Annotated in this window: 21 protein-coding genes and 1 riboswitch; of the genes, 12 read left to right on the plus strand and 9 right to left on the minus strand. The window is 34.6% G+C overall.

What is annotated here, in order from left to right; all coding sequences use genetic code 11:
* Positions 1–3: 3 nt before the first annotated feature.
* From ACZ2G0_RS01650 to ACZ2G0_RS01660, 3 genes are all read right to left on the minus strand, one after another.
* Positions 4–825 carry a GLPGLI family protein gene (locus ACZ2G0_RS01650; protein ID WP_470308717.1) on the minus strand — a complete coding sequence of 274 codons (822 nt, stop codon included), beginning with the start codon at positions 823–825 and terminating at the stop codon, positions 4–6.
* A gap of 56 nt (positions 826–881) precedes the next feature.
* Positions 882–1,217, minus strand: a complete 336-nt coding sequence (locus ACZ2G0_RS01655) for a hypothetical protein (protein WP_470308718.1) — start codon at positions 1,215–1,217, stop codon at positions 882–884.
* A gap of 559 nt (positions 1,218–1,776) precedes the next feature.
* Complete coding sequence (locus tag ACZ2G0_RS01660) at positions 1,777–2,802, minus strand: LacI family DNA-binding transcriptional regulator (protein WP_470308719.1); 1,026 nt, start codon at positions 2,800–2,802, stop codon at positions 1,777–1,779.
* Between the two features lie 345 nt (positions 2,803–3,147).
* On the opposite strand from ACZ2G0_RS01660, the gene rplM reads away from it, so the two are divergent.
* The 4 genes from rplM to tsf all read left to right on the plus strand — a co-directional run bounded on the left by rplM (position 3,148) and on the right by tsf (position 5,951).
* On the plus strand, positions 3,148–3,603 hold the full coding sequence (gene rplM, locus ACZ2G0_RS01665; protein ID WP_187008734.1) for a 50S ribosomal protein L13: 456 nt from the start codon (positions 3,148–3,150) through the stop codon (positions 3,601–3,603).
* On the plus strand, positions 3,603–3,989 hold the full coding sequence (rpsI, locus tag ACZ2G0_RS01670) for a 30S ribosomal protein S9 (protein WP_132108702.1): 387 nt from the start codon (positions 3,603–3,605) through the stop codon (positions 3,987–3,989). Before rplM ends, rpsI begins: the two co-directional genes overlap by 1 nt.
* 191 nt (positions 3,990–4,180) lie before the next feature.
* Positions 4,181–4,984 carry a 30S ribosomal protein S2 gene (rpsB, locus tag ACZ2G0_RS01675; protein WP_470308720.1) on the plus strand — a complete coding sequence of 268 codons (804 nt, stop codon included), beginning with the start codon at positions 4,181–4,183 and terminating at the stop codon, positions 4,982–4,984.
* 142 nt (positions 4,985–5,126) lie between these two features.
* Positions 5,127–5,951 carry a translation elongation factor Ts gene (tsf, locus tag ACZ2G0_RS01680; RefSeq protein WP_300286593.1) on the plus strand — a complete coding sequence of 275 codons (825 nt, stop codon included), beginning with the start codon at positions 5,127–5,129 and terminating at the stop codon, positions 5,949–5,951.
* Between the two features lie 60 nt (positions 5,952–6,011).
* Here the strand turns inward: tsf and ACZ2G0_RS01685 are convergent, their stop codons facing one another.
* The 6 genes from ACZ2G0_RS01685 to ACZ2G0_RS01710 all read right to left on the minus strand — a co-directional run bounded on the left by ACZ2G0_RS01685 (position 6,012) and on the right by ACZ2G0_RS01710 (position 14,023).
* Entirely contained in the window at positions 6,012–8,552 is a 2,541-nt protein-coding gene (locus tag ACZ2G0_RS01685; RefSeq protein ID WP_470308721.1) for a TonB-dependent receptor, read from the minus strand.
* 49 nt (positions 8,553–8,601) lie between these two features.
* Positions 8,602–9,249, minus strand: coding sequence for a GLPGLI family protein (locus ACZ2G0_RS01690; protein WP_470308722.1), 648 nt, complete (start codon positions 9,247–9,249; stop codon positions 8,602–8,604).
* Positions 9,250–9,251: 2 nt separating this feature from the next.
* Positions 9,252–10,022: a GLPGLI family protein gene (locus tag ACZ2G0_RS01695; RefSeq protein WP_470308723.1), complete on the minus strand. Its 771-nt coding sequence runs from the start codon at positions 10,020–10,022 to the stop codon at positions 9,252–9,254.
* A 278-nt stretch (positions 10,023–10,300) separates the two neighbouring features.
* Positions 10,301–12,955: a carboxypeptidase-like regulatory domain-containing protein gene (locus ACZ2G0_RS01700; protein ID WP_470308724.1), complete on the minus strand. Its 2,655-nt coding sequence runs from the start codon at positions 12,953–12,955 to the stop codon at positions 10,301–10,303.
* Between the two features lies 1 nt (position 12,956).
* Positions 12,957–13,703: a GLPGLI family protein gene (locus ACZ2G0_RS01705; protein ID WP_470308725.1), complete on the minus strand. Its 747-nt coding sequence runs from the start codon at positions 13,701–13,703 to the stop codon at positions 12,957–12,959.
* A 44-nt stretch (positions 13,704–13,747) separates the two neighbouring features.
* Positions 13,748–14,023: a hypothetical protein gene (locus ACZ2G0_RS01710; protein ID WP_470308726.1), complete on the minus strand. Its 276-nt coding sequence runs from the start codon at positions 14,021–14,023 to the stop codon at positions 13,748–13,750.
* 435 nt (positions 14,024–14,458) lie between these two features.
* Here ACZ2G0_RS01710 and ACZ2G0_RS01715 point away from each other — a divergent pair, with 435 nt between their 5' ends.
* From ACZ2G0_RS01715 to ACZ2G0_RS01750, 8 genes are all read left to right on the plus strand, one after another.
* Positions 14,459–15,106 carry a queuosine precursor transporter gene (locus ACZ2G0_RS01715; RefSeq protein ID WP_470308727.1) on the plus strand — a complete coding sequence of 216 codons (648 nt, stop codon included), beginning with the start codon at positions 14,459–14,461 and terminating at the stop codon, positions 15,104–15,106.
* Positions 15,099–15,671 carry a DNA-3-methyladenine glycosylase I gene (locus tag ACZ2G0_RS01720; protein WP_470308728.1) on the plus strand — a complete coding sequence of 191 codons (573 nt, stop codon included), beginning with the start codon at positions 15,099–15,101 and terminating at the stop codon, positions 15,669–15,671. The genes ACZ2G0_RS01715 and ACZ2G0_RS01720 overlap by 8 nt, the downstream gene beginning before the upstream one ends.
* A 114-nt stretch (positions 15,672–15,785) precedes the next feature.
* Positions 15,786–15,882, plus strand: a riboswitch (TPP riboswitch).
* 65 nt (positions 15,883–15,947) lie between these two features.
* On the plus strand, positions 15,948–16,154 hold the full coding sequence (thiS, locus tag ACZ2G0_RS01725) for a sulfur carrier protein ThiS (protein WP_470308729.1): 207 nt from the start codon (positions 15,948–15,950) through the stop codon (positions 16,152–16,154).
* 335 nt (positions 16,155–16,489) lie between these two features.
* Positions 16,490–18,313, plus strand: a complete 1,824-nt coding sequence (gene thiC / locus ACZ2G0_RS01730; RefSeq protein WP_470308730.1) for a phosphomethylpyrimidine synthase ThiC — start codon at positions 16,490–16,492, stop codon at positions 18,311–18,313.
* A 40-nt stretch (positions 18,314–18,353) separates the two neighbouring features.
* Positions 18,354–18,947 (plus strand): thiamine phosphate synthase, encoded by a 594-nt coding sequence (locus tag ACZ2G0_RS01735; protein WP_470308731.1) that lies wholly within the window; start codon positions 18,354–18,356, stop codon positions 18,945–18,947.
* Positions 18,920–19,675, plus strand: a complete 756-nt coding sequence (locus ACZ2G0_RS01740) for a hydroxymethylpyrimidine/phosphomethylpyrimidine kinase (protein WP_470308732.1) — start codon at positions 18,920–18,922, stop codon at positions 19,673–19,675. Before ACZ2G0_RS01735 ends, ACZ2G0_RS01740 begins: the two co-directional genes overlap by 28 nt.
* Complete coding sequence (locus tag ACZ2G0_RS01745; protein ID WP_470308733.1) at positions 19,668–20,306, plus strand: thiamine phosphate synthase; 639 nt, start codon at positions 19,668–19,670, stop codon at positions 20,304–20,306. Before ACZ2G0_RS01740 ends, ACZ2G0_RS01745 begins: the two co-directional genes overlap by 8 nt.
* Positions 20,287–21,063: a HisA/HisF-related TIM barrel protein gene (locus ACZ2G0_RS01750; RefSeq protein ID WP_470308734.1), complete on the plus strand. Its 777-nt coding sequence runs from the start codon at positions 20,287–20,289 to the stop codon at positions 21,061–21,063. The genes ACZ2G0_RS01745 and ACZ2G0_RS01750 overlap by 20 nt, the downstream gene beginning before the upstream one ends.
* Positions 21,064–21,216: the final 153 nt, after the last annotated feature.

Consider the following 21,216-nt stretch of genomic DNA (forward strand, 5'->3'; position numbering starts at 1 on the left):
GAATTAATTATTTGCTTTTCTTGCGTTTTCTAAAGCTCTGTCTGCAGTATAATCGTTATCATCTTCCTCAATATAACGTTGTATTTTTACTCGAGGTGCAACTGTAGTGTAAGTCTCTCCTTCTTTTGTACTAAATTTACTGGCTGCTATAGCTTTTTCTTTGTAAAGTGCTTTAAAATCAGACCATGAAAGGGCTTTATCTAACTGAAATGGATTTTCGGGCATTGGAAAATCAGACGATACGTTTTTAATACGTATGCCAACTGCCTCCCAGCTCACATAGCCATCAACTGCTTTTACTGCTAAAATCATCCCCGGTAAATCGCTAAATTTCCATGGACCGCCAATTGGCAGTTGCGAGGTAAACCAAGCTTCATAGGACCTTCCTCTAAATTTTGTAACGGCTAACTGGCAATTATAACCTAAAATAATCTTGGTGTCCTCTTTAATCTCCCATTCAAAGATATTTAAGGAATCCTTTTGCACAAAAAACCTTAAGCTAATTGGTTCCTTTAAAAACATTTCATTTCTGTTATAGTTTTTATAAATTAAATCAAGATTGCTCCCTTTAGGCTTCCACAAGATCAATTGATCATTTTTAAGTTCTTCCTTTTGATCAAAATCAGTAAGCTTAATATCATAAATGGAAACTTGATAATCCGGCAAAACCGTTAAATTGAAATCACCTTTGTAAGTTACTTGTTTTGTGGCATTTCCTTTAACTACATAATTGTAATGTACAACAATTTTGGCTATGGAATCTTGCTGCGCCCATGATGAAGTCAAAAACAATATAAAAACTAGATATGTAAATTTGTTTTTCATAATTTCAAAAAATGAGAGGCTAAAATAAGCCTCTCTATTGTATTAACTTTAGTATTCTAATTTTGTGAAATACTGCTTTCTTGCATTGCAATAAAGTCATTAGCTGCCTTTCGTGCCGCTCCAAGACAATTTAGTTGCGCATCAAAAGAGCTTGTTCCCGTTGCGTATCTGTGAATAGTATGCACAAGTTCTCCTTTATAGTAAATTTCAACATAGCACGATGCGCCATCATATACATAATTAATATCAGCATAATTGACAACTTGTTCAGCATGAGCAGAAAATTTCGCAATTTTTATTTTGTAAGAAAGAACATTCGATTGTTTATCTGATTTTGCAAATGAGCAAAAACTGACTAACGTAAAGGTAAGGCAAAGAAATAAATTTTTCATTTGTTATGGTTTTTTGATTAAAATAATAAGTTCCACTTGCAGACCAGCTGCCACTATTAAGGACGAAAACTTAAGGAACATATTTTTAGTTTATCTATTCCGCCCCATCAACATACTAATTGTTAAAATATCCTTGCAAGGTTAGCTTTTTATATTCGCGACTATTTTAAAACTAATATTCTTCCAATGTTAGGTTGATTGACAAAGTAATTTTTATGGTTATTTTGCTTTTCAAATTTAACAAAAAAAAAAAAAACGATTTACCTTACAATATATTTAATTTAACAAATAATTAACAAGTCAAGGGCTAAACAACATAAGTATGCTGATTACAAATAAACTGATATAACTTTCGATATATACAAAAGTAAATTACAAAAAATAAAACCGATGATTAAGTCCAAAATAGAAATTGCTTTTGAGCTTGATATTCCTTTAGTGGTTGATTATAGGAATGGGAAAAACTAGTTGAAAGCGCATTAAAAAACAATAGAAAATGAAAAACCCACTCCAATTTTATAGCAATTGGAGCGGGTTTTAATCTAGGAAAGAAAAACCCTTAACTTCTTGTTGATTCTCTTTCTTTCAAAATCGTATTAATCACAACCGTTCTATACGGCAACTCTTCTTCTTCCTTACTTTCTAATCGATCGATTAATAACTGAGCGGCTTTTTCACCAATTTCGGGAGCATGCTGACTAACGGTGGTAACACTAGGAGTTAATCGTCTGGATGCTAAAATTCCGTCAGCAAAACCGATAATAGAAAGTTCTTCTGGGATTTTAAATCCATTTTTCAAACCAAATTTCAAGGCCGCAACGGTATCAGTTTCCTCTAAAGCAAAAATAGCGTCAATCATTTGCCCTGAAGGCATGGTCGCAATAGCGTTTCTAAGGTCTTCTTCGGAATCTGTTCTAAGAACAATATTTTCATTAATGGCAATTGCATTATTTTCCAATGCTTTCAAATACCCACTTGTACGCAATTTTCCAACACTTAAATTATCTACAGAGGAAAACAAAGCAATATTTTTACATCCTAAATCAATTAAACGCTGCGTAGCATTCAATGCTGAATTGTAATCATCCACAATTACCTTATCACATTCAACTCCTTCGGCAATGCGATCAAACATAACAATAGGCGTACCATCGTTGATAATTTCAGTAAAATGAGAGTAGTCTTGTAATTTTTGAGCTTCTTCAGATACCGATAATATAAAACCATCAATCGTACCATTGCTCAAAATCTCTAAAGCGCTAATTTCCTTTGTTAGCGACTCATTCGAAATACAAGTGATAACATTATATCCTTTTTGTTCCGCTACTTTTTCGATACCGCTAAACACTTTGGCGAAAAACGAATTTAGGATATTGGGGATGATCACACCAATAGTTTTCGTTTTTCTGTTTTTAAGGTTTAAACCAATGACATTGGGTTTATAGTTCTTAAGCTTCGCATACTCCTTAATTTTTATTTTGGTTACCTCACTTATTTCCGGACTATCGTTTAGCGCCTTCGAAACAGTCGAAACCGATACATTAAGTTCTTTAGCTATTTGTTTAAGAGTTGCTTTGACTTTCATAGTTGTTGTTTTATTGGCTCGATTGCTAGCCTTATACCTGCGCTTCCTTCAAAGTAAATCAAAGATAGATCTACCAAAAATAGATATTTAATAAGCTTTTGCAATCAAGATAAGCATGCAAGATAAAAATTTTATTTCAACCTTCAAAAGTAATATGAAAATAGAATTAAGGCTTAATGGTTTGCCACCTAAATCGACATTACTCTTAGCAAACAAATATACAATTGATAATCAGCACAAAAACATCTAGAAAATAATCTTTTAAGCTATTTGCATTTAAAATAATAAATTGTACTTTTGCAACCCCTTTATTGGGGATGGAATGTTTAATTAAAATATATTATTGTGAACGCATTAAGCTACAAGACAATTTCAACAACAAAAGCTAACTCTGTAAAAGAGTGGATTGTTGTAGATGCAGATGGTCATAACTTAGGACGTCTTGCTTCAAAAGTCGCTATGATTTTGAGAGGTAAGTACAAGCCAAGTTACTCACCACACGTGGACTGTGGAGATAACGTAATCGTTATCAACTCAGAAAAAATCAACCTTACAGGTAACAAAATGGACGAAAAGATTTACATGCGTCATACAGGTTACCCAGGAGGACAAAGAACTTTAACTGCTAAAGTATTGCAATCGAAAAACCCTGCAACTCTAGTAGAAAAAGCGGTAAAAGGAATGTTACCTAAAAACAAATTAGGTGCTGAACTTTTCAGAAATTTAAATGTTGTTGTTGGTTCAGAGCACAAACAAGGTGCACAAAAACCAAGAACAGTTAACCTTAACGATCTTAAGTAATGGGAGTTATTCACAAAATCGGTAGAAGAAAAACCGCTGTTGCACGTGTTTATGTTTCGGAAGGAACAGGAGTAATCACTGTAAACAAAAAAGAATTTGCAACTTATTTCCCTACAGCTACTTTACAATACAAAGTTATGCAACCAATGTCTATGACAGAGAACGCTACTAACTTTGACGTAAAAGTAAACGTATACGGAGGTGGTTCAACTGGTCAAGCAGAAGCTGTAAGAATGGCATTAGCTCGTGCAATGTGCGAAGTAAACGCTGAAAACAGATTAGTATTGAAACCAGAAGGTTTATTGACAAGAGATCCAAGAATGGTTGAACGTAAGAAATTCGGTCAGAAGAAAGCTCGTAAGAAATTTCAATTCTCGAAACGTTAATATTGCCTATCTTGAGTACTTTTATTCAAGACTCAAGGAATTTATTATTGAATTTAAAACAATGTTGTTGTTGCCTACTGAGGTAGGAATTAGTTTAGCATCTAAATAAGTCGAAAGTCTTAAGCCGCAAGTCTTAAAGTCGTACCAAAGAGACCTATTGCTAATCAACAGAACGTAAACTAGTACAAAAAATGTCAAACAAAGTAGAAGTAAAAGAATTACTAGAAGCAGGTGTTCATTTTGGACACATGACTAGAAAATGGGATCCAAACATGGCTCCTTACATTTATATGGAGCGTAATGGTATACACATTATCAATCTTTATAAAACTGCAGCAAAAATTGAAGAAGCTAACGAAGCTTTGAAAAAAATCGCTGCATCAGGTAGAAAAATATTATTTGTTGCTACCAAAAAACAAGCAAAAGACATCGTTGCTGAAAAAGCAAAAGCTGCAAACATGCCTTACATCACTGAAAGATGGCCTGGTGGAATGCTAACTAACTTCGTAACTATCCGTAAAGCTGTTAAAAAAATGGCTACTATTGATAAAATGAAGAAAGATGGTACTTTCATGACCCTTTCTAAGAAAGAGCGTTTACAAGTTGATCGTCTTCGTGCTAAATTAGAGAAAAATTTAGGTTCAATTTCTGATATGTCAAGATTACCAGCTGCATTATTTGTAGTAGATATCAAAGCGGAACACATCGCAATAAAAGAAGCTCAAAAATTAAACATTCCAGTTTTTGCAATGGTTGATACTAACTCTGATCCTCGTGAAGTAGAGTACGTAATTCCATCAAATGATGATGCTTCTAAATCAATCGATAAAATTTTATCTTTAGTAACTGCTGCTGTTATCGAAGGACTTTCTGATAGAGGTTCTGATAAAGAAACAGACGCAACTGAAACTGCAGCTCCAGCAACAGCTGAAGCGGTAGCAACTGAGACTGCAGCTCCTGCTGCTGAAACAGCTGCTCCAGCAACTGAAGAATAAAACAATCTTAATTCCAAATTTTAAAATTCCAAATTCCAAAAATTAACATCAGAAATGATTTAATTAATCAATTGGAATTTGGAATTTGAGATTTGGAATTTTTTATTAAAACTATTTTTTTTTAATTTAAAATATAAATATTATGGCAACAATAACTGCTGCAGACGTAAATAAATTAAGAACAGCTACTGGTGCAGGAATGATGGACTGCAAAAAAGCATTAGTTGAAGCAGAAGGAGATTTTGAATTAGCAATCGAAAACTTACGCAAGAAAGGACAAAAAGTAGCTGCAAACCGTTCTGATAGAGAATCTACAGAAGGAGCTGCAATTGCTGTTGTTAATGCTGAGAAAACGGCTGGTGTTGTAATCACTCTAAACTGTGAAACTGACTTCGTAGGTATGAACGAAAGTTTCGTAACTATGGCTACAGAATTAGCTAACTTAGCATTGAACTACGATTCTAAAGAAGCTTTCCTAGCTGCTGAATACAAAGGAATCACTGTTGCTGAAAAATTAATTGAGCAAACAGGAGTTATCGGAGAAAAATTAGAAATCAGAACTTTTGAGAAATTAGAAGGTGCTTTCGTTGGATCTTACATCCACTCTGGTAACAAAATCGCAACATTAGTAGCTTTATCTGCAAAAGTAGAAGGTGCTGAAGAAGCTTCAAGAAACGTTGCAATGCAAGCTGCTGCAATGTCTCCTATCGCTTTAGACGAAGCTGGTGTTGATGCTGCTACAATCGAAAAAGAAATCGAAATCGCTAAAGACTTACTACGTCAAGAAGGTAAGCCAGAAGCTATGCTAGATAATATCGCTAAAGGTAAACTAGCTCGTTTCTTTAAAGATAATACATTAGTAAACCAAGATTACATCAAAGACAACAAAATGAGCGTTGCTGCTTATGTTAAGTCTTTAGACAAAGATCTTATCGTTACAGGATTTAAAAGAGCTGCTTTAGGTTAATCTTAAAGTTCGTTTTTAAAATATAAGGCTCCCTTTCAAAGCAATTTGAAAGGGAGTTTTTTATAAAGAATAATTAAGGCCCGCAATTACATAACCAGGCATGATCGAAATAATAGACTCCGTAAAAACACTTTGATTGGATGTCGTATTAATAACCGAACTACGATTTAGATTTAAAAGATTATTACTATTCAAGAATAATTTAATATCCTTATTAAGAACATACTGCAAATTAGTATTAAGGAGAAAAAGTCTATTGCTATTAAAACTAGAATTTTGATTATCGATAGTCAAGCCTGCATCCCATTTTAATTTACTACCATATTTTCCACGCAATGAGAGTGTTAATTGATTAATTGTAGTCGCGTTAGAAAAATTAAGCAGCTCTTGTTGTATTGTACGTTCCGTAAAATTATACTCGACTCCCAATTGTACTGGTGATTTTTTGAAGTTAGAATAAACCTTTAATCTGCTGGTAAAGTTATTCGCAGTGTAGTAGTTGTCTATTCCATTAAATTGAGAAATTCCTTTTGAATTAAGATAGAATACCGTACTTTTCAGTGACAAAGGGAATTCTTTAAACTTTAAATCATAGCCAAGTAATCCCTGACTAGTCTCTGAATTACGAACATTAACTGCTTGGTTTTCTATATAATCAGAAGTATAAAATGTATTATTAGAAACTGTATTCTGTTCCTTAGAATAGGTTAACCTACCAAATAACACACTATAATTTTTAGTATTGACATTAAAATAGTGTAAACTGTAACTATTTTTAGGTAAAATCGTAGCATAATTTACAGCACTAGGCCTGGATACTGTTTGAAAATCAGTGATTATACTTGCATCAAGTAAATCAGACATCGAAGCTAAGTGGTGATCTACCTCATAACTCAAAACCAACTTATCGAGTCCCGACAGACTATATATCAAACTTACATTAGGCTCGAAACGTGAGAAACTATTTTCTTTTGATTGAAAAGAAATGGTAGTATTGGTGAATTTTACGCCCGCGACTGATTGTAGTTTGGGCGTCCAATTACGTGACCACGAAAAATTAGATTGTAACGACTTACTATACCAACTAAATTCTCCATCATAATTAGCTGCTTCATGCACGCTACTATCAAAGATCCTCTCCTGAACTAAATAATTTAATTTAGCTGTAAACAGATTGGCTTTTTTAGAATATGAAAAAACATTAGCAACTGTAAAACTCCTGTCCTGATTCTTGCTAACCTGCTCTAAACTACTAGATCCTGTGTCAAATAAATTTCGCGAACCGTTTAAGGCAATACTTTGGTCATCTATAGTGAAGCTTTGCCTTATTGCAGCTTTGAAATTAATCACCTTAAATAACTTAGTTTGCCATTTAAAACTATGAGCAAAACTAAGATTTGTATTGCTCTTTTGATAATTAATTTGGTTAACCGCTCGATATAAATTTTGCGAATCAACATCTCTATTAGGCGTTAGTCCAGCCGTGTACGATAAAAAAGTAGTTGTTGACCTATTGAACTCCCACTTTATAGCTGTATTACTTAAAGAATAGGAACCTTGTTTATTCTCCAAAAAAGAAAACCGACCTACATCTTGCCCAATATTAGTTTGTGTTTTATTATTTTCTTCCCCTATGCTAGCCTTATTAAATACCGAAGAAAATGTAACTTTTGCTCGTGGCGAAATCAAATTACTATAGGTAAGACCAATAAAAGAATTTCTTTTTTCTTTGATATAAATATTTGGACTCAAAAAAGTAGGAACATCTATACTTTGAATTTGTTTATCATCGTTATCACTATCAGAAACAGCACGCATTTCTCTATAATCTTCTAATGAAATCGGTGTTTTTGCGATTGTATTATAATCTGATAAAATGGCAATATTACCCTTTTTAAAAAATTTAAAGGAATTAGAATGCCATCTCAGCGCATTATTACTACCGTATCCTGCCTCAACATCTATTACCCATTTATTTTTATACGAATCTTTGGTTTTTAAATTCAAAGCAACTCCTTTTACACCGCCACTAGAAAGTGCAAAACCGGAGTAGTTAGTCAGTAAATCTATACCCTCTATCATTTCGGCACTAATATTTTGAGTGGCCATTTGATGCTTACTCCCAAAAAACTCATTGCCGTCAATAAGTACGTTATTAATTTGCTGCCCTTTGTACAATACTTTACCATCTTGATCAATATCAAGACCGGGAAGCTTTTTTATAACATCTTCAATTTTGTTTTCAGTACCATCAACGACTGCTTTTAAATTATAGGAAATAGTATCCTCCTTAATTCGCATTAATTTCGGTCGACTCGTGATTACAACATTTTGTAATTGATTGGTTTCAGGAAGCAAAACAAAAGTTAGATTTAAATTTTCTAACACAGAAACTTCTTCGGTAATAGCCGTAAAACCCAGCTTTTTTATATTGAAAACATAAGAACCTGGAGCTAAATCCTTTTCAAAAACACCCTCGTTATTTGTTGTTCCAAATGCTATTTGATTATTGGCTTGAGAAATAATTACAATGGCTCTTGAAATTGCAGTAGCATTTTCATCGACAATTTTTAGTTGTACCTTACCCTGGGCATGCAGCACCAGTGGAAAAAGTAAAAAAATTAAACACCTTAAATTCAAATTAATAGGATTATAAAAATTTAGTAATCAAAGGCTGTTTTAATGCTATTTTTATTGCTGAAGCATCTACGATTCCATAAGTGTATGCTAGCACAACTCCATCTATAAATGGCAAGGTATCCGGACTTCCTTTAGCTCGCAACTGTTTAGTAAAATAGACAGTCAACACCTTGTTATTGAAAGTTGTAACAGCTTCATAACAAGTATAACCCAGTAGTTGCTTTGTTTTTTTTGTTAATTTCCATTTTGCTATTGCAAGCTTTTTTGTAACTAGGCCGGCTGGCTTTCTCTCGGTATAAGTATTATTCTGTGGGTCTTTAATCAATTTTTCTGCAGCATAAGTTACAATAGTTGACATGTCCTTAGCGAGAAGTACTTTTCCCGCAGTCTCATTTGCATCCAGTTTTCCTAACTTAAAATTTTTTATTTCTGCTGGTTGTACTTCAAAATAGACTTTGTCTTCCTGAAGATACATAAACGATTCCTTTTTTATGCTATTGTATTGCTTAACAAAATCAGCTCTAAATTGCGCTGGAATACTTTTTACTGACTCTTCAGTAATCATACGATGTGTTTCAAATACTACTTTAATACCGGTTTGAGAATTACCACCAATAGAATAAAAACACAGTAAAAAAAATAAAATAAATTTTCCCATCTTTAGTTATCTGCTTTAATATGAATAGAATTAGTTTCATGCTTTGCGCCAAACTCATCAGTATAGGATTGTGGTTTAAGTGCGTCCGCCCTCTTTATTTCCAATTGCTCTTTTGTTATAAATTCCGCATTCTTAGGTACCGTATCCAAAACTAGCTTTTTATCAAAAAATTCTATTTTTGTAGCATATACTATTCTATTTTTTGACTCAACACTTAAAATTAATCCTGGAATATCATGCATCGAAAATGGCCCATCGATCACCGGAATATCTTGAGTATACCAATAGCGTATAGTGTCATTTGCAGTGGTCAAGGTGTAGGCCGATTTACACATATAACCATCAATAGCTTTATTTTTTTTATCGTTAACTAAATTCTCCTTGGCGAACGGCATTTGTATGTAGTATTCTTTATCTTTTACTACAGCGCATTCTGTACTAATTTCACTAGAAAAATCTTTTAAAATAAAAACTTTAAATGGTGTGAATATCGTCCCTTGATTTATTGCAGTCTTGGTACTAATCTCAGTGGACGGAATTACTTCTTCTTTAAGATTTATACTTTTAAATAGTGAATAATCACCATTATTTAAAAGTTCAAAATAAGAAGGCTTTGCTAAAATTGTTCTAAATGATTCTCTACTCCCAGCAGGAATTTGATTAAAAAAGGCGTCACTATATATGCTTTTCTGCTCGTAAGTGATCTTAACGCTTATTTGCCCTAGTAAGAAAACAGGACAAACTAAAAGAATGAAAAGTAAGTTCTGTTTCATATAGTATTATTTGGATCGCTATTGCGAAATTTATAAAAGTTCATAAAAGAAATATAAAACTTACTTGCGGCATAGCAAAGCTAAAAAAAAAACGATTTAATCTAATTATTTTACTACAAAAACGAAATTATTTTTACTATTAATCGTACAAGTCAATAAATACAAGGCCTCACAACCCACTGATATAATATTAGTTACCAGATACAAGGCTTAAAACATTAAAACAAGGAATCAAATTAGAATAATTGATCAATTTTAGTATCATCAAAGGTCAAATCCTAAAAACGATACTCCATTTTAAGCAACACATACCTAGGTACTAATCGATACTCTGTTTGTGAAATACTGATATCTGACACACTGTAGTTTTTGAAAGTTTGGGTATTAAAAAGATTATTTCCTGAAAGGAAAAAAGTGAGCTTATTTGATTTTACCACATAGCGAGCCTCGACATCTACAAAATAATATTGATTACTCCCTTTATTTAAATTTCCAAAAAAGTAGCGCTCTCCTTGCACTTGCACATTGAACGTATCATTAAACTGCATCGACAAGTCTAGAAAACTCATATTATCCGTGAAATCGTTTTTTATAGTAGTTTTCACTTGGTTACAATTCCACTTTGAACCCAGGTGATAATTAAAAAAACCTTTAAATCCTGACCGGAGCTCAAAACCATAATCAGCACCTAAATTAGTGACTTCTCTTAAGTTGGTATTGTTTACACTATTCTTAAAGTTACTTTTGTTTGCTCCTAGAGTCAATTTTAAATTAGATTGTATCCGCTTAAAATACCTATCAATACTTGAGGACATAGAGACAAATTCTCTATCCTTGATAATGATTTTTTCAGACTGTGAATAATTTTGAGTTATGATTGAATTCGTACTGTAAAAATCATTGTTCTTAGAATACAACAAAAAGGTATTAGCAAAAAACTTGTCGCCCCAACTACCATAGGTATAATTTAAAATAGCAGAGGAGGAATTTAATTGATTAAAATCGTCCAATCCTTTTGAAAGCGATCGAAAACCGGTTTGCACGAAGCCTGAATAAACATCTAAAACCTCCGCGTTCGTCCTATTCAAGGAGTAGCTCGTCATGATCTTATTCTTTTCATTTATCTTCCAGTCCAACCCTATTTTTGGAATGATAAAAAATGGACTTTCGTTTCTACTAACATCAAAATTATCTATCCGATTAAATAATTGGTGAAAATCAGATTGCGTGAGTATTGAGAAATTGTTGAGCTTAAAACGGTACTTGACTGAGGCATACAAATCTGTGGTGCCATACTTTAAATTATTTTGATAGCCATTAGGCGTCATCGCACTAGATTGGCTATCCACTAATTCAAAACGAGTGGTTAACTTGTCCAATCGGAACTGACTTCCACCCTTTAATTCCAGTAAATCTCCATTTTCTTTTTTGTCTAGCAAATGAGCTTCTATTCCAGCGAACTGCATACTATTCTCAGAAAATTGCTTGGTGCTATTCGCATTAACTGCAAATAAATCTTGAAAAAGAAACTGATTAGCCGAATAATTTTGTGGCGTTTTCTCATTAATATACCTACCTGAAAACACAAAAACTTTTTTGTCTTTAAACTTATTCGTCAATACTATTTTTTGATCAAAAAGTTGGTTGTTTGTATGGAGACGTTCATTCAATACATCAGTATTAAATAGTAAATCACTATTGTTTTTTTCGTTGGTTTTATTAAATTTCCCACTGTATTCGAGTGTTTTATTTTTAGAGATATCATAGGTAAGATCTATTTTTCCAAATCCAGTGATCTTAGTTTTTCTTCCTACAAAATCTTCTGTGTTTAGAAAACGTGTTGTTCCTGCTGCGAAGGTTTCAAAACTATTTCTAAAAAAATCATTTTCATCCGTATTTAAAAACCCCAATGCTTTTACTTTGACTTTATTTGAAAGTGTAAAAATGCTATTGAGTGAAAGCATCTCAGCATTGTTGAAGTTGACTCTCTTTTGCTTTAAGTTAGGCAAGCCAGCACCCATTTCTAATAAACTTGTTGCGCTTTGGTTATCGCCAATACTACCTGGTTCATCAGACCGGAAAGGTCGCACCAACATATCTACATCTCCCACGGCATCAATACCCAGATTATTGAGATTTGTGACAAAATAATACTTATTTTTTTTACCAAAATTCATTAAATTAGCTCTAAGATCATACCTGTTTTCTGAAACTAAGCCATAGCCTCCAACAGCATTTCCAAACCATTGTCGCTTAAAATCTTCTTTCAAAGTAAGGTTCAATGCCACTTTGTTACTGTTTTCAATCCCTTTTAAGTGTTTGTTATTGGAATAGCGTTTGAGCAATTCTATTTTATCAATAGGATTAACGGGCATGTTTTTGGTTAGGATTTTATACCCTTTCTCAAACATATCCTCTCCATCCACCATTACCTTCTCTACCTCTTGATTACCAACTCTAATACTTCCATCAGCACCAACATTTAAACCTGGTATTTTTTTTAATAGATCTTCTACTACTTGCTCGTTTCCTTGAGCAAAAGAATTAGCATCAAAAATGATTTTATCGTCTTCTACAGTTATAGGTCGCACTGTTTTAATTACTATTTCTTTTAAAGAAACAGGGTTTGGAAGAAGTTGTATATTCTTTTCTAAATTCGTATCGTCAGAAGAAACTTGAATATCAAAAACCTGAGATTCGTAATTTAGCGCATTTATCACTAATTGAAAATCTCCTGTTTTGCTCGTTTTCAAAACATAAAAGCCTGAAGTGTTAGAAATAGCATAAGAGATTGTACTTGAAGATTCTTTAAGCAAAACTGATGCAGCAACAGGTTGGTTAGTACCGTTGGTAATTTTGCCTGATATCGTTTTTTGAGCAAAAATAAATACCGTGAAAAAGAAAGAAATAAAAAGACAAAAAAATTTGTTCATGTTATTCCCATTCAAATTTAGTCTCAATACCATTTCTACTCGGACCTATTGTCTTCGTCTCAACACCTCGTGGCAATTGTGACATTACAGTGGATTCCATTTGCTTGTAACGCAAATTCGCATAATCCTTGATCGATATATTTTTAGCACCACTAATTACAGGAAATACAACTTCCGACTTATCACTATAAAGTATGGCGGTCGCTTGCCAATTAAACCTTTTAGTTTCATCGTAAATTTCTAGAATTAAACCAGGTAAGTTATTAAATTTCCATGGTCCGTAATTCAATGGAATTGTAACATCATACCAAGCAATAAAATTCCTTCCTCTAAAAGTCGTAGTTGCTTTATTACAGTTAGACTCCCCTATTTTCTTCACTTCTTTGTGACTAATGTCCCATTTCAATTCCGGAATAGTATCATGAAGTAAGTAGTCTTGATTTTTAAACTTTTCTGTAACTAAAAACTCTTTTTTATCACTTAAGGTTTTTACGTAGCGATTGCTTCCCTTTTCAACTAAACTTATTGTGTTGTCTTTGGCCGTAGAGCCTGCCTGTAAGTCTCCTGCAAGAGTTACAAAAACAGAGGTATTATCATTTAAGTTGATTTCTAAAATAGCATTCCTAGTATTTGGTATTTCCACATTAAAGTAAACATTATACAGCACCTGAGCAAAAGCTTTTTTATCACTTTGCGAATAAATAGTACTACTGGTAAGTGCTAAAAGAACAAAACATATATTTCTCATAATTTTATAGTAATAAAGGGTGGTATTGCAACCACCCTATTAATTTACATTGTTAAAACACCTATTTCATAAAGTGTTTTTATTGACTTAGCTGTCTTCTCGCAATCCGCTTGGCTAGTTGCTGGCAGAGTGTGAATTCTAGTACCTGTCGCTATTCCTTCGCTATTATATTGTGTTACATAAATTGTACATGTACCGTCAAAAATAGTAGAACTAACCATCGTTGAAGAAGATAATACATTTTCTGTCTTACCTTTTGATGCAAACGAAGTTAAAGAAAAAGCAACTAACAGTGTCGCACTTAATAAGAATTTTTTCATAATTTAAAAATAATTTAGTTATTTACTTGTTAAACCATTTAACAAGTGGTTTTAGACGTCCGAGTACAAATCAAAAAAAAAAAAAAACGATTTAACCTAACTATTTTACTACAAAAACGAAATTATTTTTACTATTAATCGTACAAATCAATAAATACAATACATTCACAAAGTACTGAAAAAAAAATATTTACCTAATTAACTAATCAAAAAATAATTCAAATACCCAAAGAAGTTAAAATTGTAAGATGTATTGTTTCAATTTCATTTTACAACTACATATCTGATTCGTTTTCACCATAAATTAGACTACCGTCTTTTGTACATATTTCTTCTTTCTTACCTTATCGAGCTCCCTAGATTGGAACACTACAAGACCCACAAATATTTTATAAAAACAAAATAATACAATATATTTGAGCATAAATAGTCCTTATGCTTCAATCCAAAAAAGAAACCGTATACATCATACTTGCCGGTATATTTATCACCAATGCCGTTGTCGCCGAGTTAATTGGTGGGAAATTAATTCAAGTAGGCCCGTACCTGATGAGCGTGGGGATTTTACCTTGGCCAATCGTATTTGTCACTACTGATTTAATCAATGAATATTTTGGTGAAAAAGGTGTCAAAAAATTATCACTAATAACCGCTTGCCTTATCGCCTACACTTTTGTAATTATCTATATGGCGATGCAAATTCCCGCCGTAGCAGGTGACGGACTCGTGTCTGACAATCAATTCAATGGCGTTTTCGGTCAAAGTTTGTGGATCATTGTTGGGAGTATTACAGCCTTTATGGTTTCACAACTGATTGATGTTACTATTTTTCATTTTCTGAAAAACAAAACGGGTAACAAAATGATCTGGTTGCGCAGTACGGGATCAACCGTTATCTCCCAATTATTTGATAGCTTCATAGTCCTTGGTATCGCCTTTTGGATGACGGGTAAAATGACCACCGAAGTATTCATCGCTTCTGCTTTTACAGGTTATTTTGTAAAGCTTATTATCGCCATTGCCTTGACTCCTTTAATTTATTTGGGGCATTCCATAATCGAAAAATACCTGCACAATGAATAGTATCACCGACGAAAAACCAAGATGTGGTTGGTGTTTGTCCAGCGATTTGTACAAAGAATACCACGATCAAGAATGGGGAACCCCCGTTTATGACGATGCTACATTATTTGAGTTTTTACTATTAGAAATCTTTCAAGCAGGCTTGAGCTGGATTACCATTCTCAACAAAAGAGAAAACTTCCGAGCTGCTTTTGACCAATTCGATTATAAAAAAATAGCAGCATACAACGATGATAAAATCCTCGATTTATTACAAGATGCTGGTATCATCCGCAACAAACTCAAAGTATATTCGGCTGTAACCAATGCCCAAAACTTCATTAAAATCCAGGAAGAATTTGGTTCCTTCTCTAAATATATTTGGGAATTCACAGAAGGAAAACCTCTCATCAGTAACCCAAAAACACTAAAAGACGTGCCTGCTACTACTCCACTTTCGGATAGAATAAGCAAAGATTTAAAAAAAAGAGGTTTTAAATTTGTCGGCTCTACGGTTATGTATGCCTTTATGCAAGCCACAGGAATGGTCAATGACCATGTGGAAAACTGCTGGAAAAAAAGCTGATTTTCAATGGCTATCCTTTATTCAAAATTGGCTGATTTCACAAAAATCACTATTTGCTGACAAAAATTTAACCTAAAAAAATCATCTTCAAACTAAAAAAACCCCTACATTTGTTACACACTTTAGGGGTGTCTACAATTTTGTAGGCTGAGAATTACCCTCTGAACCTGATCTAGTTCATACTAGCGTAGGGAAAAGTAAGATGACTTCTATGGTCCCTTTTTTGGGACAACTTGTAGCCATTCCTAAAGTATAACTATACTAAATTTAAAAGGAATGGAACTTAAAATCAACAATCAAAACAAACATTTTGCCAGCAGTAACTTAACTGTTCAGGCACTTCTTGACTTGGAAATTCCCGAAAAACAAAACGGAATCGCCATAGCCATCAACGACACCGTAATTCCAAAATCCAATTGGAATTCCCATCCCCTTAAAGAAACTGATACCATTTTAATTATTTCTGCAACTCAAGGAGGGTAAATAGTGATTAGTGATTGGTGATTGGTAACTAGTGATTAGTGATTAGTAAGTATCAATTACTGCTTTTTACAAATCTGCAAAAATCCGCTATATCTGCGTGCCAATAAATCAAAACCAAAACAGACTTAAAAACATTTGACTTCATAACTATTTAAAGCTGCGTGCCAATAAATCAAAACCAAAACAGACTTAAAAACATTTGACTTCATAACTATTTAAAGCTGCGTGCCAATAAACTAGAACCAAAACAGAATTGAAAACATGCTATACGAGTAAATCCGGCCATTAAAAGACAATACAATCAAATAAACGTTACAACCTCAATACTCATAAAAATGACAAACGAAGAAAAACTTTCAAGAACACCTTTTCCTAATTCAAGAAAAGTATACATCGACGGTGAAATCCATCCGATCAAAGTTGCCATGCGCGAAATCACACTAGCTGACACCAAAATGTCTAACGGTCGTATCGAAAAAAATCCACCAGTTACTATATACGATACATCAGGACCGTTCACTGATCCCAATATCGAAATTGATATTCGAAAAGGGTTGCCTCGCATTCGTGAGCAGTGGATTTTAGACCGTAATGATGTGGAAGAGCTTACAGAAATTAGCTCGGATTACGGAAAGCAAAGACTACACGATGAAAAATTAAACCACCTTCGGTTCGAGTATTTACACAAACCCATGCGAGCTAAAAAAGGAGCTAACGTTTCCCAACTATACTACGCAAAACAAGGCATTATCACTCCAGAAATGGAATACATTGCGATTCGTGAAAACCAACGTATCGAGCAATTAGACACCCAAACTAAAGCGATGCAGTGTCAACATCCTGGACATAGCTGGGGAGCAAACACCCCTAAAAGTAAAATCACACCCGAATTTGTTCGTAATGAAGTAGCCATTGGTCGCGCTATAATCCCTAACAACATCAACCACCCTGAAAGCGAACCAATGATCGTGGGGCGCAATTTCTTAGTGAAAATAAACGCAAACATTGGAAACAGTGCTGTGACCTCAACCATCGAAGAAGAAGTTGAAAAATCAGTTTGGGCTTGCCGTTGGGGAGCTGATACCATCATGGATTTATCGACTGGAAAAAACATTCATGAAACCAGAGAATGGATCATCCGTAATTCTCCCGTGCCTATTGGAACCGTACCTATCTACCAAGCTTTGGAAAAAGTTAACGGAATTGCTGAGGATTTAACTTGGGAGGTTTTTCGTGACACACTGATCGAACAAGCTGAACAAGGTGTTTCTTATTTCACCATTCACGCGGGCGTACTATTGCGTTACATTCACCTAACCGCGGACCGTGTTACGGGAATTGTATCTCGTGGAGGTTCAATCATGGCAAAATGGTGTTTGTTTCACCACAAAGAAAACTTTTTGTACACCCATTTCGAGGACATTTGCGAAATCATGAAGCAATACGATGTTGCTTTCTCTCTTGGTGATGGTTTGCGTCCGGGCTCAATTGCTGATGCTAATGATGCTGCACAATTTGCCGAATTAGAAACTTTAGGTGAACTATCTAAAATTGCTTTCAAGCACGATGTACAAGTCTTTATCGAAGGTCCCGGTCACGTACCGATGCACATGATTAAGGAAAACATGGAGAAACAATTAGAGCATTGCAACGAAGCGCCTTTTTACACTCTTGGCCCACTAACGACTGATATTGCTCCTGGTTACGATCACATTACATCAGCCATTGGTGCTGCCATGATTGGTTGGTACGGTTGTGCGATGTTGTGTTATGTAACGCCTAAAGAACACCTTGGTTTACCCAATAAAAAAGATGTGAAAGATGGTGTGATCACCTATAAAATTGCTGCCCACGCTGCTGATTTAGCCAAAGGACATCCGGGTTCTCAATACCGTGACAATGCTTTAAGTAAAGCCAGATTTGAATTCCGTTGGGAAGATCAATTCAATTTATCGCTTGATCCTGATACCGCAAGAGAATTTCACGATGAAACTTTACCTGCTGAAGGCGCTAAGATTGCACACTTTTGCTCGATGTGCGGCCCTAAATTCTGCTCCATGAAAATATCACAGGAAATTCGTGACGTTGCCGAAGCTGAAAAAGGAATGGCAGCAAAATCAGAGGAGTTTATTGAGCAAGGAAAAGAGATTTATAGTTAAAGCCTAAAGAAAATAGAATAAAGATCCAAGAGTCAAGATTATGATTGTAATCACAAATCCAATTGCTATAGCAAATGAAACCAACACCATTCACGCTCTTTTTGAGTGTGGATTGGAGTTGGTTCATGTGCGTAAACCTAATTATTCAGTGGAAGAACTAAGGCTGTTTTTATCGAAAGTACATCCTGAATTTCGATCGCGATTGGTTTTACACCAGCAGCATCAAGTGGCAAATGAATTTGGAATTCATCGCATTCATTTTACTGAAAGTGCCAGAGCAGCTTTGGATTTAGAATCAACAAATAATAACGATGGTTATATCAAATCGACTTCGATTCATACAATGGCTGATTTTAACCAACTTGACAGTTGTTTTGAATACGCCTTTTTGAGTCCGATTTATCAAAGTATTTCTAAACCCGATTACAAATCTGATTTAGATGCAGTTAAAGCCATAGCAGAGCGAACCAATTTTATAACTAAACTAGTGGCTTTGGGAGGAATCTCAATTGAGAACATAGAGAAAACCTACCAACTTGGATTTGATGATGTAGCGCTATTAGGAAGTATTTGGAACAGTAATCAACCCATTCAAAATTTTAAAATATGCCAGAAAATCGCCCATTTGTATTAAGTATTGCTGGTTTTGATCCTTCGGGAGGTGCCGGAATATTGGCCGACTGTAAAACATTCGAACAGCATCAAGTATATGGTCTTGCTATCAATACGGCAAACACGATCCAGACAGAAAACAATTTTCATGAAATTGAGTGGACTTCCTTAGAATTCACCATTCGTTCCGTGGAAAGACTTTTCGAAACTTATAAAATTAAGGCTGTTAAAATTGGGATTGTTCCTTCATTATTTTATCTGGGAACCATTGTCACATTGATTAGGCAAATTGCTCCAGCAACTAAAATTATATGGGATACTGTGGTAAAATCCTCGACTACATTTGATTTTTTAGAGATCAAAAACTATGAATCTCTAAAACTCATTTTAAGCGAAATAGATTTAATCACTCCCAATTATAATGAGATTATAAAGCTATCTCAAGAAGAAATTGACCCTGAATCTATAGCCGAAATGCTATCAGAATATTGTACAATTTTACTTAAAGGTGGCCACAATCCTAACGAACTTGGAGTAGATTATCTGTATACTAAAGATCAGTTTTATAGATTAGAACCGCGTCATACTGATGTAAATGAAAAGCATGGTTCGGGTTGTGTATTATCCTCTGCGATTACAGCTAATCTTGCTAAGGGTGAAACGGAATTAAATGCGTGCGAAAACGCTAAAATTTATATCGAAAACTACCTATTGTCTAACCACACAAAACTAGGATATCATAATGTTTAACAAATTACAATACATCTCGCAAGGAAACTCGGTTGAGGAGCAAACTAGAAATATTCATGAAGCACTAAACGGCGGTTGTAAATGGATTCAGCTTCGTTTTAAAAATCATTCCCCTGAAGAAACTTTTGCTTTGGCGGAAGCCGTAAAAATTTTATGCGAAGAGTACTTATCGAATTTTATCATCAACGACAATGTTTATCTCGCGCAGCAAATCGCTGCAGACGGCGTACACCTTGGGTTAACCGATATGTCGATATCCGAAGCGCGCAGCATTCTAGGAGATACAAAAATCATTGGAGCGACTGCAAATACTTTTGAAGATATTCAAAACCACATAAAAAACGGCTGTGATTATATAGGTTTAGGTCCGTTTCGATTTACAACTACAAAAGAAAAATTGAGTCCGATTTTAGGTCTTGACGGCTATAAAAACATCCTGACAGAGATGAAAAACAACGGACTTACTACGCCTGTGTATGCTATAGGCGGCATTACAACGGACGATCTTCCTGCATTAATAGAAACCGGAATTTATGGCATTGCCGTTTCAGGATTAATCACCCAATCAGAACACAAAAAAAAGACAATCAAACTACTTAAAAACGACCTTTATGGAACCATCATTGTTTAAAATAGGGGATAAAATATTGCAATCTCGTTTGTTTTTAGGAACGGGAAAATTTGGTTCGAATGCCCAAATGGAAGAAGCCATTTTAGCTTCAGAAAGTGAGTTGGTTACCGTAGCTTTAAAACGCATTGATCTCGAAACAGAAACAGATGCTATTTTGAAACACCTACAGCATTCACACATCAATCTATTGCCTAATACCTCTGGAGCAAGAAACGCTAAAGAGGCCATTTTTGCCGCTCAACTTGCCAGAGAAGCTCTAGAAACCAACTGGCTAAAGTTAGAAATCCATCCTGACCCTAAATATTTAATGCCAGACGCTATCGAGACTTTGAGGGCCACAGAAGAATTAGCCAAGCTAGGTTTTATTGTATTGCCCTACATTCATGCTGATCCTGTTTTATGCAAGCGATTAGAAGATGTAGGAACCGCGGCCGTGATGCCATTAGGTTCGCCAATAGGGAGCAATAAAGGACTTAAAACAATCGATTTTCTCGAAATTATTATCGAACAATCTAAAGTTCCTGTGATTATTGACGCGGGAATTGGTGCACCATCGGATGCTGCAAAAGCAATGGAATTAGGTGCTGACGCTGTCTTAGTAAATACCGCTATTGCCGTTGCAGGAAATCCGAGACTAATGGCAGAGGCTTTTAAAGAGGCCGTAATTGCTGGTAGGAAAGCGTATGAAGCGAGATTGGGGCAACAATATAAACATGCAATGGCATCGAGTCCGTTGACCGAGTTTTTGTATGAATAGTTTATTGCTCTCAAATGAAGTTAGATTAGGGCGAAAGTATAAACATGCGATGACGTCAAGTCCGTCGATATTTTTTTCACAGATATAGAATAATTTAATTAGCACGCAGATTCAGCAAATTTTCGCAGATGAAAAATATTTTAGCAGATTAGA

The sequence above is a fragment of the Flavobacterium sp. KKT103 genome (assembly GCF_055640565.1).